Here is a 14247-nt window from a genome sequence, read left to right on the forward strand (position 1 = left end):
TTCCAAAGCAAATTCAACTTCAGTTCAAGAGCCCACCATGCTGCTGGCCGTCACCCCATCTGCACTCGTTCGACTGGGCATACGCCTGGCCGATCTGAGCGATGTGGGAACGGCTCGCCTCAACTCGAAGGTGCAGGGCACTCCATCAGGTTCGGTCAAGGTCGTATCCCTTCCAACCACCCCGTCGAAGGCCAGTGAAGCAAATAGCACGCTCCTGACCGCGGAAGCCATGGCCGATTTGATGCACTGCAGCCGAGCCAATGTGTACGAGCGAGAGAAGAAGGGGGCACTCTTCTCCGTCCTTCCTCCTGGACGAGAAAACGGCCGCCGTTATCCCGCCTTCCAGCTGGAAGCCAGGCTCGACACTGCTCTACTGGCCGCGCTCATCTCACGCTTTCGTACTCTGCAGGTCCCGACGAACCTTCTCTGGGACTTCCTGCGCTCCGTGCAGCCATCCCTGGGAGGGCTGACCGGCGTAGAGCTGCTCATCGGGCAAGTACCGCAGCGCCCGGGGGTGGATGCGGCCGTGTTGAATGAACTGAACAAGCTCGATGTCGAAGCTCGGCAGGAGTACGTTGTCACACACGCTTTGGAGGGCCTCGCTTATGCCCTCTCATGACCGCCTCAAAGCCATCAACCATTGAGTCGTTTTGTCTTCGCGACGCCATCGTTCAGGTCCGCTGTCTGGACGCAGACGAGGAGCTTCATCGGCTGTATCGCTATCCTGGTGGAGACTTCCACCCGGCGCCACCGCAGTACCGCATGGGTCGACTGGATCCGCCACCAGGTCGAAGCGAAGAATTTGGGATGCTCTACGCCGCAGACTCTCTGCACACTGCGGCGCTAGAGTGCGGCGCTTTGTTGCTCATGCCAACGAGTCCGCCGACGTTCGCGCGCTCTGAGTTCGCAGCGGTAGACATGCCTCCGTTCAGGCATGTGGTTCTCAAAGTCCGTCAGCGCGTTCGACTTCTGGACTTCACGAACGCTGCTACGGCCATGGCTTTTGGTCTGAATACAGCCAGCCTGTTGGACCAGCTTGGCGCGTGGCGCGATGCCGCCGCCTCAGCGGTGCGCGCGCTTGAAGAGGCTGATGCCGATATGCAAATCTGCGGAATCTGCTACCGAAGCAGACGAAATCCTGCAGCTTCGAACTACGCGCTGCTTGACGGACGCTACCAGCGTGTTTTCAAGACGCAAGAGATGGAGGCTCCCGCTTGGAACTAGGTAACGTGCTGCTCGTCGGTCGCTCCACTCGAATCGGTGCGACGTCCGGTGCCGGAGACGCCGATGACGCGAGTCTTCCTTCGCTGCATCGCCGCGCGATGTCGAGCCACGACCTTAGACAACGCCGGGTACTTGTGACGGCTATGTCGAAACGCGCTCCACACACCCAACGCTTCCATCTCCTCCTGCAAGGTGAACCTCGCGGGGCTCTTGAGCCGCATGCGGATGCGCGCATCGAGCTCTGCTGCCTTGACGACATCCAGATCTCCGAGAGGTCTTCCGCGAAACCCTGTTGACTTGTGGTTCAGGGTCGCAGCGGCTGGGCGCTCAGTGCTGGCTAAGGCCGCTTGAATGATCAGGTGCTTACACGCAGCGAACGGGACGCCAGGCCTGTCTCGCAGGATGAGGTCAACCCAGGCAAGACTTGGGTCGCAACGCAGAAGTCCGCTGCTGCCGGCGAGTCCTTGGAGGTGGCCAGCGACCCACGCCCGAGCGGCGCTAGCATTTACCTGGCGGTCTTCCGCTACAAGCCCCGCACGCTCCAGCGCACAGCGATAGAAGCGCAAGGGAAGGGCGTCTGAAGCGAGCTGCACTTCGCCCGCCTGGATGCCCAGGGCCAGCCGATTGAGTTCAAGGTCGAATCTCCCTGGTCTGGCTGCGGGTAGCGTGGAGTCGACCACCTCAGGAAGCTGGTAGCTCCAGCGGCCACGGCCAGACGATGTCGTCAGCGTTGTCTCCCGAAGGCGGGTTCCGTGCCGCGCACAAAGCGTCACTCCAGGAAGATGGTGGGAGACGTGCCAGTAGGCCCAGCCATATCTGGCCTTGTCCGTCCGAACACACTTGGAACACAGCCGGCGGTAAGGCACGAAGGCCGTCGTGGACTGCAGGGCACTCAATTGAACGCCAGGTATGGCAATGCCCTGGGTCGCTGCCATTTCGAAGGCCATCCGGCGGTCCCCAGGCTGGAACGCGACCAGTGAGGGGAACACCGTAGCCTGATTGAGTAGATCTGTGGGGTCCATCCGAAAGACCTGTGCGTACGCTGCAATTTTCGACATGTGGAAGAACCCGGGCGAACCCGGGTTGACTCCAATGGCGTTGAGCAACGGCTTGATGGCGACGTCGAACTGGACGCAGGTCCTGACCAGCGCGCTGGTCAGGATCTCGTCGGGTAAGGGTCTCTGCAGAAGATAGCGCACAGCAATCTCCCGTCTCAGCCTGCCGAGCGGCTCAAGGGGCTGCTCAATGGGCTGCTCACCAGGGGCGTGCCCTGCCGGATGTCAGCATGGGCCAGCGAACCGAGCGACTCAGGTGCAATCTCGATGGGAGAAGGGCCCGCCCCCGGCGCGTCGCGACGGGCCGGCTTGTTCCTCTTGGCCGTCACCTTCTTGTCAATGAGCTCGAGCAGCTCATTTGCTTGTTGCCCTCTCGTGGTTGTGGCCGTCTTTGTCACGAGAAGAGGCTTGGGGGTCTGGGCGACTTGAATCGCACTGATTCCAAAGAGGTCAGTCAGTGCCACGAGTGACGCTTCATCACGCTTGGCCAAGCCCTCAACGATGGGCATTGCGGACCTGAACTCGCCGAGGGCTTCTTCGAGGTGCGACTCATCAATCGAATCGGCGCCAGCCCGGATGGCAGCAACCTGGGTGGACTGAAACAGCTTGACCATCAAATCCGGAACACCTTCGGTGTGCTTGAAGAAGAGTTCAGACCACTTCTTGTTGATGACTGAGCCGACCTTCGTTTCGTATGCGACAGGTTTTGGCAGCCACTGCATCGTGAAAAGGATGCTCATGAAAATGTCGAACTCCGACGGGTCGTCCTCAGATGCGGCGACATTGCTGAGCGGCTGCCAAGTGGCAGATCCGCGGCCAGCCTTTCTGCGTCCGAGCGACGCGCGTTCGGTCAGTGTGGACTCCAACTCCATCGTGCCGGTGAACATGATGGGCATGTGGCCGACGTTGGATGCGGAGATGAGCAGCTTCTTGAGCCCCGTCTCCTTTCGTTTGACGTTGGCAGAAGACAGCCGCTTGCGTGTCATGTCCAGTTCGTTGCCGATGGAGCGACTGTTTTGCGCTTCGTCCACAACAATCATGCCTACTCCCATCTTGTAGGCAGTGCGCAGCGCCTTATCGAGCAACAGTTCCGCATTTGGGCGTTGAGCTTCCATGTAGCGGATGAAGTTGCTGTGAGGCAGGAGCCTGTCGAGTTCAGTAAAAATATGGGATGCGAGCGCAAGTCTGCTTTCCCCTTCGTACGGCATCTCGATGAAGAGGAAAGGAATCTGCCATCTGCCCAGCTCCTTGTGAAAGATGACTGGCGGGAACAGGTTGCCGATGTTCTTCAGAATGAAGCTCTTCCCGGAGCCCGGCACGCCAGCGAGTGACATTGAATGCTGGCTGGCGTGATGATGGTCCCCAGGGGCAGTCAGCTCGCCCGACTGCTGCGCCGCATAAAGACGCTGAAAGTTTCGCGAGTCGGCTGCGGAACGTGGGTTGCGACTTCGGTACCCGTCGAACAGCATCATGTGAATCGACTGTGCGAGGTTGGCCACACGAGGCAGGGGTATGCAGACCTGGTTCAACGTGCCAAGGCGGACCAGCCTTTGGACGTCAGTCATAGAGCGCTCTTCGGGCGTCACTTTGAGCTGACGCATGAGCCTTTTCTGATAGTCGGAGAGCGAGAGAAGGGCAGGTAGCGCCTCTACGAAAGGATTGCCCCTCAGGGTGGGGTCGTCCTCCGTTCGGTACACCGCCTCCACGAAGGGGGCATTTGCATTCGGCTCGGGACCCTCGTCGGGGTTGAAGTCGGGGTTGGGGTTGGGGATGCCAGGAAACATGTGCTGTCGTGCGTAAAGTGGGGCCAGTCGGATATCGAGCAGTTAAAACGTCACGGGTTGACGCGCCGATCTGGCGTGGGTTAGTTGCGAAGGAACTCGCAAGAGAGCCCGGCGGGCTATGTAGTGGTGTACGTTCAAGGCGAAGGCTCCTAGCTGGCCAACCCGCGCAGGTTGGCCAAGAGGCTTGACGACGAGGTCTTCTTGACCGGCTTGGGGGGAAGCATGTCTTCGGGCGGGAAGCAGGCCATGGCCTCGGCGTCATGTCGGTCATCCCTCGGCGCGCTGTGCACAAGGTCATCGTCCACCTGCGGCTCGTCCTCGGTGAGCACGACGGGCTCCTCGACCACGGGTGGTTGGTAGCCCTGAACTGCGACGGTCGCCGCGGTCATGGACGTCATGTGGTCGTGCTCACGCACTGCCGCTTCGAGTACACGTGCCTTCTTGCCGACGGACAGCCTGGTGCCCAACGGGATGCCGCGGGATGCCTGTTTGGCGCGTTGCTCAAGCTCGCGGTCGTGTGCTTGCACATCCAGGGCCAGTCCGACGTTCAGCTCCTGGTTGATTGCTTTGCCCTTCCTCTTGCTGGTGGCAGATGCAGCCTGCAGGTGTTTGGATTCGGGCCACGACAAGCCTCTGAAGCGCACGAAACGGCTGATGAGGGAAGCCTTGTAGATTCTGTCGGGAGCCGTCTTCTCGCTGACCCAGATGTCATCGACACATGCCGGGTCGTACTGGACGATGAGTTCGGTTTCGTGACTGTGCCCTGCATATGCGGCGAGCACGTCATAGCGCGGAGCCTCGAACGAGTAGAGGAGGTCGCCGTACAACACGCCCTCTTGCTTCATCACTCCAGAGCTGATGGGCATCAGCCGCTGGCGCATGTAATCAAAGTCATGACGCGACGCCCGTCCCATGGAGTGGGCGATGTTGTGGTTCCACAAGTTGATGGGAGAGGCTTCGAACCCTTGGTAAATCAACTTAGGGTCGAGGACTGCATTCACTTTCACCGTGTGGTTGTGTTTCCTGATTCCCAGCAGGAAAGGTCTGACCATCTCGTCGAGTGAGTAACGGGCATCTTTCAGGTACTTTTTGCCACGGCGCTTCTTGACGTTTTTCTGCGGCTCGTATCCACCAAGGTGGTCCTTGATGGGCACATGAATCAATGCGATGCTGCCTTCGACACGGCCCTTTTTCCGGGGAGAAGCGCCAGGCGCAGCCGACACCTCGATCCCGCCTACCTCCACGACCACGTTGCTTTTCTCGGACGCTCCTTCGCCTTGGTCGACAAAGAACCTGTTGGGGTAGACGCAATGGGCGGGCCAGTCAGCTGCGTCGTACGGAACGCCTGCCATCTTGCACAGGGCTTCCCAGTCAGAGGAGATGCTCAGAATCGCGCGCCTGGCTCCCTCCCACGACGGTTTCCCATAGGAGAGGTAGAAACCGACGATGAGGTCAGTGCTCCTGTCGACGACAAGGTAGAGCGTGGCCTTGCCCACGATGACGCTGCGCTCGTATCGGCTGACGAGCCACAGATCGACAATCGTCGCGTCCAGTTCGTAGACATCTCCTGGACCCACGGTGTCGTCGTGGACGCTGCCGTCACTCTTTGCGATGTTGTTGCGATAGTCAGCATCCCCCACTCGCTTGGCATGACCTTCATGAACGGGCACTGCCTTCTTGATGAGGTACTTGACTTGCTCGGAACTCGGTCGCTTTCCCAGGGGAGCAAGGAGTGCACGACCATTTTTTAAGCGTATGACCTCACCTGTGGAGTCTTTCCGACCGAAGTACTTCGCCAGCACGTTCTCTTCGACGGAACGCACTGTGACGATTTCGTCCTCGAGGTACATCTGTCGAACCTCCCCAAGGAGCTTTTCCTTGAACTTTGGTGGGTAGGTGTACGGCTCGTAGTCTTCGAAGATGGGGCGCCGACCCCGCGAACGATTCCCCGCCGGCGCAAAGACAATCTGCTGTGGTCCAGTGGGCGGGTGAGCCTCAAGGACAAGCGCGCCTTGCGTGTCGGCAGTAACACGTCCACAGTTCATGAAGTCCGCCATCAGGGAGGACTTGTGGATGCCATGGCGCCAGAGTAGGCGCAATAGCTTCATGATGTAGCGGTCCGACTTTCCTGTCAGCTCGCAGTAGTGTGCGATGGCCTTGGCGCGCGTCGTGCGCTCCATGAGTTCAAGTACATTGCCGTCGAGCAGCGGTTTGATGTCAGACCAGCGGCTGTCCGCGATCTGTTGCGACTGCTGCGTCGACTGCAGTGGTCGAAAAATCTCGGGGGCGCTGGTGGCAGTCAACCTGGAAGGCGGCAGCGAGGAGAACTGGGTGATATCCCAGCCCACGGGTAGCCCTTTCGCTACATCAATAGGGAAGCCGTAGAGCTTGAACCTGGGGTTGATGTGGATGACACGGTATCTCTTGGCGTCAAGGGAGAAGACGTCGTTCAGAAAGAAGTGCCTCACGCAAGCCTCCCGCCAGGCGCTTGTGGAAGTAGAGGGGAGGAGGGGATAGGCACTCGCGACTCCATGATGTCCGCCGGAGCCATGGATATGTCCACGTTCAGCACGTCTTCGAGAATCAGCTGCTTGAGCGCGCGCAGGCTCAAGCCAAGAGGCAGGTTGTTCACCTTGTCGCTGCGTGTGCAGTACTGGTCGATGGTCTTGCGCGGACGCTTGTTGTAGAGGTCGGCGACGAGCGTGAGCTTGTGCGCCCTGAGCATCTCCGACTCGACTGGGCACTCGTTTGCACGGTTGCGCGCCACCGACAGCCACTCGATGCTGCGGATGGTGGTGCGAGGAACGGTCTTGTCGGTGAAGAGGTGGTGGGGATAGCCCAGCAGGTCGCACGCGCCCCTGACGATGGAGAGCTTCTCAAGTGTTCGCTTGTTGTTGAGCTCGGAGTGAGGCTTGGCGTCCCACGCGCAGGTGATGTCCAGGTTGTCCGGAGTGCGGGTGGTGACAAGCGCGTCGATGGTCATGACGACTGGCACCGTGGTGCTTGGATACCGGGGATGCCGAATGCCCAGGTGCTCGGCGACCGCCAGCGTGACCTCTCGGGGTAGAGGAAACTGAGACAGGTAAGCCACCAGGCCGCCTCTGTGCCGGTGCAGCAGGAACATATGCCGTTCGATGTTTGACATGACATGGACGGCGCTGCCGATGCCTGGAATCGGGATGCGGCTTTGCGTGCCACGCGATGCGAAGGACTGCGTGGTTATCCACGGCAGGTATTCGTACCCCTCGCCTTGCCCTCTGCCTTCGCGTACCAAGCTCGCGATGTAAGCTTCTGTCCACGGTAAACGTCTGCGACCCATAGTTGATCCCTTGCGCGCCTCGCCTCTTGAGTCGCTACCCACTACAGGGATCTATCGGCGGTCTGGATCAAAAATAAAGGTTTTTGCTACCAATGGGATGCAAAAACGCTTTCGCGTCTTGACGCCACAGGAAGAAGCAATTGGGCAAAGGAGGGCCGATGGCCGACAAACGTGAGGATCGCGCGCCCGATGAGTGGGATGTTCAAGCGCGCAACCTCATCAAGGGGGTGATGGCCACCCGCGGTTTTAGATTTAAAACGCTGGCTGCCCGCCTTGAGGAGCTGGGCTACCCCATCTCGGAAAAGGCCCTCGGTTTACGAGTGAACCGGGGCTCTTTCAATTTAGGTTATGCCTTGCTGCTGCTGCGGGCCATGGGCGAGACAGAGCTGAGCATCAAGCATGTTGAGCTGGGTGCGAATTGGGAGAAGACGTCCAAGGCGATGGGCTATCGGGGGCGGGACGTCGTCGTGGACGACGCAGAGGAATAGGCGGGCCTTATGAATCAAGACACCTCAAAAATGAGTTCTGAGGAGCTCCGCGCCTTGGCCACCTCGCTGATGAAACAGGCTGAGGAGCAGTCCGTGAAGGAGTTCGAGAGCACGATGAACTTCTTGGCGGACAAGCTGGTTCGCATGGGCCGCACGAAGAAGGATGCGGTCATTCACCTTTTGAAGATGATGCGCTCAGCCGAGATGGAGTCGACGCTCGCGGATCTCGTCGGAGGCACTCGGCCCCGAAGCAAGGAGCGCTCTGACCTAGACAGCCAGGGTAAGGCGCCGGAGGTCGGAGTCGCGTATCGGCTGCTGAGCGGAGAGACGTGGACGCGCAAGAGCAATATGGGCGCGACCAAGCGCGAGTTTGCTGCTCACGCGAGAGCCTCCACTTGGGAAGCGATGAAGGCGTAGCGCATCCGCGGGAATGCGATGAGTCGCTGAGTCGACGCACAGCTGGAAGGGCCGTCCTATAATTTGTGAGCCGAGTGACTTTCATGGGTCAGTTCGGCTCAGGTGAGAAGGTGCTTCGCAGTCCTTGTTGGCTACGGAGTTAAACGGGAAACAGGTGAAAGTGTCCCTTGTGACACACATTCCTGTGCTGCCCCCGCAACGGTCAGCGGATTTTGGTTCTCTTAGGCGGCGCGATAGCGACGCAGCCACTGTGCCTCGAGCATGGGAAGGCAAGAGTACCTGGCAATGTGCTTGTCGCAGTGCCGCTCCGCCAGCCCGGATACCGGCCCTCTCAACTCCTTTGGACGCTGCGGGTGAGCGTGTTCGGGGCTGAGCAAGCTGCCAATCGCATGGCAGACGTTCCACCCTTGATCGCGCCTTCCCATAGTCGTTCGCCATAGTGCCTGCGGGGACGCAGTGCGTTGGGGGAAGTCGCATGAAACAGTGGTGTGGTCCGATTCGAGCGGAAGTAGCTTCGTCGTCAGCGACGGACTCAACCATGCAGGGCGCGTCATGAAGCGGCGCTTGTCCTTGGCCAAGTGCCCATCTCCTGTCATCTTTGAGACCGCTCTAACAGCAGGCGGGCATAGCTTTGGTCGGGTCATCCTGAATGCACCTGAGCGGCACAACTTGCTCTCGCTCGACATTGTGAAGTCGATGTTGTTTCAGCTGGATCAATGGGCTGACGACGCGCGTTTTGCGGGTGTTGTGCTCGATGCATCGGGTAGCAAGACCTTTTGTCTAGGCAGTGACATAGCGTCGCTGCTCGACTTGGCGCCTGACGTGCCTGGTCAGCTCAGTCAGACCGACGCCGCGGAGTTCTTTGAGCACTTGTATCGGCTCAACCATCTGATTCACTCGTTTCCTAAGCCGATAGCATGCTGGGGGCATGGTCTGGTATCGGGCTCCGGGCTTGGCTTGCTTGCAAGCGCCACTCACCGCGTGGTGACTCCGCAGACGTGTATCTGCGTGTCCGAAGCCTTCGGTGCACGGTACCCAAACATCAGTGCGAGCTGGATCCTCTCCAGGATGCCCGGGCGAACGGGACAATTCGTAGCCCTCACGGGTGTGCCGCTCAATGCCGCCGACGCTCTCTTTGGTGGCCTTGCAGACTTCGTTGTGCCTCAATCGCGATATGACGCTGTGATGAGTGACATCGCATCCACGAATTGGAGTGGCGAAAAGGAGGCTGACAGCGCGCAATTGAGTGAGTTGCTGGAGAGCCAGAGCAGCGGATTCAAGTGGCTGCTGTCGCCCCTGCGAGTTCATTTTGACCGCATTCGTGCGGCTGTGGGGCACGACCGACTGGTTGACGCGGCGCCCCGTCTTGCGGCGCTGAGGTCACATGAAAACGCATGGTTAGCCCAGGCGGGTGAGCTGTTTTTGAAGAACTCTCCTGCCACGGTGGCTCTGGTATTCGAGATGTTGCGCAGCGCAAGATGGCTGTCTTGGGCTGACTCGATGCGGCTGGAGTGGTCGGCTTCTATGCGCAGTTGTGCGCAAAATGAAGTCACGAGCGGTGTCAAGGCGAGGGAGGCACCAGTGTGCTCACCGTCTCAGAGGAAGAACTCCTCATGCCTGCTGTCAGGCCTGGAAGACTCTCATCCTCTTGCAGATCTATCGAGCACGTAGGTAGTTCACAATACAGAAAACGAACGATCGGTTTAAATGGCGACAGTTAAATCAGCGAGGGGACCCCGTGCGGACAACCGCTTGCCCGAACTCTTGGATGCGGCAGCACGCCTGTTCGCGCGCAGCGGATACGCCGCGACCTCCATGCGCGACATCGCGACGGAGGTCAAAATGCTGCCCGGCTCTCTGTATTACCACTTTGCATCGAAAGAGGAGCTGTTGCTTGCCGTGTATCGCGCGGGCGTGCAAGAGCTTCACATTGCGACGAGTGAGGCCCTGGAGAGTGAGACGGAGCCTTGGGCCAGGTTGGAAGCACTTTGCAAGGCGCATTTGGAAACGGTGCTGCGTGATAGCGACTACGCGCATGTGCTGATTCGGGTATTGCCTGACGACGTCCCACAGGCGGCAGATCAGCTGCGAGAGCTCCGGGAGCGCTACGAAGAGGTCTTTCGAAAAGTCGTGGCGCAACTGCCTTTGCCTCAGAACTCTGACCGGCGCATGCTTCGCCTGATGCTGATTGGGGCGTTGAACTGGGCGCCTCTTTGGTTCAACCCCCAAGGGCGAGACTCTCCGCGCGCTCTTGCAAAGACCTTTGTCGGCATCTTGAAGGAGCCGGACGGAGGCAAGAAACGGGGGAGTGCTTGATTGATGTGCGACGAAGCTTGTTCGCACATCAACTCAAGTCCGCGTTCTTTGAGCTTGTAACTCAGCAAGTCTCCGCGAACAGCTCTCGGCCGATGAGCATGCGGCGGATTTCGCTCGTGCCCGCGCCGATTTCGTACAGCTTGGCATCGCGCCACAGGCGGCCCAGTGGGTATTCGTTGATGTAGCCGTTGCCGCCGTAGATCTGCACGCCTTCGCCAGCCATCCAGGTCGCCTTCTCGGCGGTCCAGAGGATGACGGAAGCACAGTCCTTGCGCACCTGGCGTACGTGCTCAGTGCCCAGCAGGTCCAGGTTCTTGGCGACGGTGTAGGCGAAGCTGCGCGCGGCCTGCAGCACGGTGTACATGTCGGCGACCTTGCCCTGGATGAGCTGGAATTCGCCGATGCTCTGGCCGAACTGCTTTCGGTCATGGATGTAGGGCACCACGTTGTCCATCACCGCCTGCATGATGCCCAGGGGGCCGCCGGTGAGCACGGCGCGCTCGTAATCAAGGCCGCTCATGAGCACCTTGGCGCCGTTGTTGAGGCCGCCCAGGATGTTCTCGGCCGGCACCTCCACGTTCTGGAACACCAGCTCGCCGGTGTGGCTGCCGCGCATGCCGAGCTTGTCGAGCTTTTGCGCGATGGAGAAGCCCTTCATGCCCTTCTCGATGAGAAAGGCGGTGACCCCGCGCGCGCCCATCTCGGGCTCGGTCTTGGCGTAGACCACCAAGGTGTCGGCGTCGGGGCCGTTGGTGATCCACATCTTGCTGCCGTTGAGCAGGTAGTAGCCCCCCTTGTCCTCGGCCTTGAGCTTCATGCTGATGACATCGGAGCCGGCGCCGGGCTCGCTCATGGCCAGCGCGCCCACGTGCTCGCCGCTGATGAGTTTGGGCAGGTACTTCTGGCGCTGCGCCTCGCTGCCGTTGCGCTTGATCTGGTTCACGCACAGGTTGGAGTGCGCGCCGTAGCTCAGGCCCACGCTCGCGCTGGCGCGGCTGAGCTCTTCCATGGCCACCATGTGCGCCAGGTAGCCCATGCCGGCGCCGCCGTAGGCCTCTGGCACGGTGATACCGAGCACGCCGAGCTCTCCCATCTTGCGCCACAGGTCCATGGGGAATTGGTCGCTGCGGTCGATCTCGGCCGCGCGTGGCGCGACCTCGGCTTGAGCGAAGTCACGAACTGCGTCACGCAATGCGTCGATGTCCTCGCCGAGCTGGAAGTTGAGACCGGGCATGTTGGTCATGGTTTTTCCGTTCTGAGTTGTTGGTGGTGCGCACAGCGCTGATTCGCCTCCGTTTGAGACGGTTTGCGAGGTCAGCCGGGGAGTACCTAGGGATATCCATAAGCCCCGTTTCTTGACCGCTCACAGGAGGTGATGCACACTATACCAAACGAGCGATTGTTTTTGTTTTGAATGCGCCAGCGCGCTAAGAGTGCATGACGCAGGGCTACTTGATAGGCCACGAAGCAATCGCTCGCGTCTGCGTAGCGCGATTCCCCACGCGCTCCTAACGAAGCATTTGGGGTTGATTCAAGGAGTCAAGCATGGTTGGGCGTCCCCCTAAGGTGATCGTCACAAAGATTGGTTTTGATGGTCACGACCGAGGCAGTCGCGTGATTGCAGCTTGCCTGCGCGACGCGGGCATGGAGGTTATCTATACGCCTCCGTGGCAAGAGATTCCCACGGTCGTCAAGCTCACGATGGAAGAGGATGCCGACGTCATCGGCATCTCTTCCTTGGCGACAGACCATCTGATCGTCCCGAAGCTTGTCGCCGCCTTGCGCGAAGCGGGGATGCATGACGTCCAGGTGATTGTCGGAGGGATTGTTCCGGCAAAGGACGAAGAGATGCTGCTCAAGAGTGGCGTTGCCCAAGTCTTTCATCCTGGCACGTCGCTGGACGACGTTGTCGTGGCAGTGCGCTCCCTTTCTGAAACCCGTCGTGCGTTGCAAGGAAAGAAATCATGAACAAGCCAGCAGACCTCCCCTTGGCAGACACGAACGCCGGCTTGGAGCAGTGGAAGAAGGAGTTCGCAGCCGGTGTGAAGGGCGATGCAACGGTCTACAACCGCTCGGGAATCGGCGTCAAGCCGCTCTATACGCCGCATGACGTGCAAAGTGCCAACAACAGCGACCTGCAGGGATACCCAGGGCAATACCCGTTTACGCGCGGCATCTATTCCACGATGTACCGAGGACGCAGTTGGTCGCAGCGGCAGCTGATTGGCTTGGGTGTTCCCGAGGACTACAACAAGCGAGTCAAAGAGATTCTTGAGCTTGGGGCCTCGGCGCTCTCATTGCTCCCATGCAATTCCGTCTTTCGCGGATACGACGCAGATGGCGTGCCGGCCGAGCTTTTGGGCACCTGTGGGACGGTCATCAACCACCTGGAGGACATGCGCGTCGCTCTTGACGGCGTGCCTATTGGTGAGCTATCGACGGCGATGAACGATCCGACGCCGTTCACTCTCTTGGCGTTCGAGCTTGCTGTTGCCAAGCGCCGTGGCGTGCCATGGACAAAAATCACAGGCACATCGAACCAGAGTGACTGCATTTCGCACTTTGTCGCGAATCACATGTTCTTCCGTCTCGCCCTTCAAGGCGCAAGGAGGGTCATCGTTGACCACATCGCGTTCGTCAACAAGCACGTGCCAGGTTGGAATCCGCTTTCAATCGTTGGGCAACACATGCAGCAAGCAGGAGCCACGCCCGCTGAGGCGATGGCATTCACGCTGAGTTCTGGCATTCAGTATGCAGAGGACTGCATCGCAGCGGGCATGGATCCTGATCAGTTCCTTCCCCGCTTCACCTTCTTCTTCGATGTGTCCATCAGCTTCTTCGAGGAAGTGGCGAAGTTTCGCGCGGGGAGGCGAATCTGGGCCAAGTTGTGCAAAGAGCGATTTGGCGCCAAAGACCCGCGCTCCTGGCGGTTCAAGTTCCATGGTCAGACGTCTGGGGTTGACCTGACGCGACAGCAGCCGCTGAACAACATTGCCCGGGTGACGGTTCAGGCCATGGGTGGCATTTTTGGTGGTCTGCAGTCGTTGCACACGGATGGCTATGACGAGGTGTTCTCCACACCTACGACAGAGGCGGCAAGAATCGCGGTCGCGACCCAGAACATCCTGCGCGAAGAAGCGCATCTCACCGATGTGATTGACCCTCTTGGTGGGTCGTACTACGTCGAGTCCCTCACGGATGAGATGGAGCAGAAGATCAACGCCATCATCTCGATGATTGACGAGGCAGGTGGCATGTACGAAGCGGTTGAGAAAGGCATCGTGCAGCGAATGATTGGTGAGTCTGCCCTTGCTTTTCAGCGTCAAGTCGATTCTGGTGAGCAGACGATTGTCGGCGTCAACTCGTATCAAGTCGAAGAGGACCCGGCTACATACCCATCACTGGAGTATCCGCAGGCTCAGAGCATGCAGTCGTACCTGGTGCGACTTGCTGAGTTCAAGAAGTCACGTTCCAGCGACGACGTGAAGAAGGCCATTGACGCGTTGGCGAAGTCGGCGAATACGCCCAAGTCCAACGTGTTCGAACACGTGGTTGCCGCGGCTGATGTCGGCGTCACGCATGGCGAGATCTGCAGCACTCTGCGAAAAGAGCTCGGTTTTGGTCATCCACTGACGGTGGTGTAA

At 59.5% G+C, this 14247-nt stretch carries 13 protein-coding genes and 1 riboswitch; of the genes, 8 read left to right on the forward strand and 5 right to left on the reverse strand.

Going from position 1 to position 14247, the window contains the following annotated elements:
- Positions 1 to 37: 37 nt before the first annotated feature.
- Together J2X09_RS08420 and J2X09_RS08425 are read left to right on the forward strand one after the other, a co-directional pair.
- A complete protein-coding gene (locus J2X09_RS08420; protein ID WP_204732194.1) occupies positions 38 to 619 on the forward strand; it encodes a hypothetical protein in 582 nt (193 codons plus the stop codon).
- Positions 616 to 1224: an RES family NAD+ phosphorylase gene (locus J2X09_RS08425; RefSeq protein WP_204732193.1), complete on the forward strand. Its 609-nt coding sequence runs from the start codon at positions 616 to 618 to the stop codon at positions 1222 to 1224. Before J2X09_RS08420 ends, J2X09_RS08425 begins: the two co-directional genes overlap by 4 nt.
- Here J2X09_RS08425 and J2X09_RS08430 read toward each other — a convergent pair.
- The 4 genes from J2X09_RS08430 to J2X09_RS08445 form a co-directional block, all read right to left on the reverse strand.
- On the reverse strand, positions 1221 to 2423 hold the full coding sequence (locus J2X09_RS08430; protein ID WP_204732192.1) for a TniQ family protein: 1203 nt from the start codon (positions 2421 to 2423) through the stop codon (positions 1221 to 1223). The genes J2X09_RS08425 and J2X09_RS08430 overlap by 4 nt on opposite strands.
- Positions 2424 to 2437: 14 nt before the next feature.
- Positions 2438 to 4063 carry an ATP-binding protein gene (locus tag J2X09_RS08435; protein ID WP_204732191.1) on the reverse strand — a complete coding sequence of 542 codons (1626 nt, stop codon included), beginning with the start codon at positions 4061 to 4063 and terminating at the stop codon, positions 2438 to 2440.
- A 149-nt stretch (positions 4064 to 4212) separates the two neighbouring features.
- Positions 4213 to 6531: a TnsB C-terminal domain-containing protein gene (locus J2X09_RS08440; RefSeq protein WP_204732190.1), complete on the reverse strand. Its 2319-nt coding sequence runs from the start codon at positions 6529 to 6531 to the stop codon at positions 4213 to 4215.
- Entirely contained in the window at positions 6528 to 7337 is an 810-nt protein-coding gene (locus J2X09_RS08445) for a TnsA endonuclease N-terminal domain-containing protein (protein ID WP_310307974.1), read from the reverse strand. The genes J2X09_RS08440 and J2X09_RS08445 overlap by 4 nt, the downstream gene beginning before the upstream one ends.
- 203 nt (positions 7338 to 7540) lie before the next feature.
- Between J2X09_RS08445 and J2X09_RS08450 the strand changes: the two genes are divergently transcribed.
- The 4 genes from J2X09_RS08450 (at position 7541) to J2X09_RS08465 (ending at position 10603) form a co-directional block, all read left to right on the forward strand.
- Positions 7541 to 7870: a DUF6471 domain-containing protein gene (locus J2X09_RS08450; RefSeq protein ID WP_204732188.1), complete on the forward strand. Its 330-nt coding sequence runs from the start codon at positions 7541 to 7543 to the stop codon at positions 7868 to 7870.
- Positions 7871 to 7879: 9 nt separating this feature from the next.
- Positions 7880 to 8287: a hypothetical protein gene (locus J2X09_RS08455; protein ID WP_204732187.1), complete on the forward strand. Its 408-nt coding sequence runs from the start codon at positions 7880 to 7882 to the stop codon at positions 8285 to 8287.
- A gap of 91 nt (positions 8288 to 8378) precedes the next feature.
- Positions 8379 to 8632, forward strand: a riboswitch (cobalamin riboswitch).
- A 141-nt stretch (positions 8633 to 8773) separates the two neighbouring features.
- The gene (locus J2X09_RS08460; protein ID WP_204732186.1) at positions 8774 to 9958 is read left to right on the forward strand and encodes an enoyl-CoA hydratase/isomerase family protein; all 1185 of its coding nucleotides are present in this window, start codon (positions 8774 to 8776) and stop codon (positions 9956 to 9958) included.
- Positions 9959 to 10039: 81 nt separating this feature from the next.
- On the forward strand, positions 10040 to 10603 hold the full coding sequence (locus tag J2X09_RS08465; RefSeq protein ID WP_204732185.1) for a TetR/AcrR family transcriptional regulator: 564 nt from the start codon (positions 10040 to 10042) through the stop codon (positions 10601 to 10603).
- 61 nt (positions 10604 to 10664) lie between these two features.
- On the opposite strand, the gene J2X09_RS08470 is transcribed toward J2X09_RS08465, so the two are convergent.
- On the reverse strand, positions 10665 to 11846 hold the full coding sequence (locus J2X09_RS08470; protein ID WP_204732184.1) for an isovaleryl-CoA dehydrogenase: 1182 nt from the start codon (positions 11844 to 11846) through the stop codon (positions 10665 to 10667).
- A 302-nt stretch (positions 11847 to 12148) separates the two neighbouring features.
- Between J2X09_RS08470 and J2X09_RS08475 the strand changes: the two genes are divergently transcribed.
- Entirely contained in the window at positions 12149 to 12571 is a 423-nt protein-coding gene (locus tag J2X09_RS08475; RefSeq protein ID WP_204732183.1) for a cobalamin B12-binding domain-containing protein, read from the forward strand.
- Positions 12568 to 14247, forward strand: coding sequence for an acyl-CoA mutase large subunit family protein (locus J2X09_RS08480; RefSeq protein ID WP_204732181.1), 1680 nt, complete (start codon positions 12568 to 12570; stop codon positions 14245 to 14247). The genes J2X09_RS08475 and J2X09_RS08480 overlap by 4 nt, the downstream gene beginning before the upstream one ends.

The sequence above is a fragment of the Hydrogenophaga laconesensis genome (assembly GCF_031457235.1).
GTDB lineage: Bacteria > Pseudomonadota > Gammaproteobacteria > Burkholderiales > Burkholderiaceae_C > Hydrogenophaga > Hydrogenophaga laconesensis.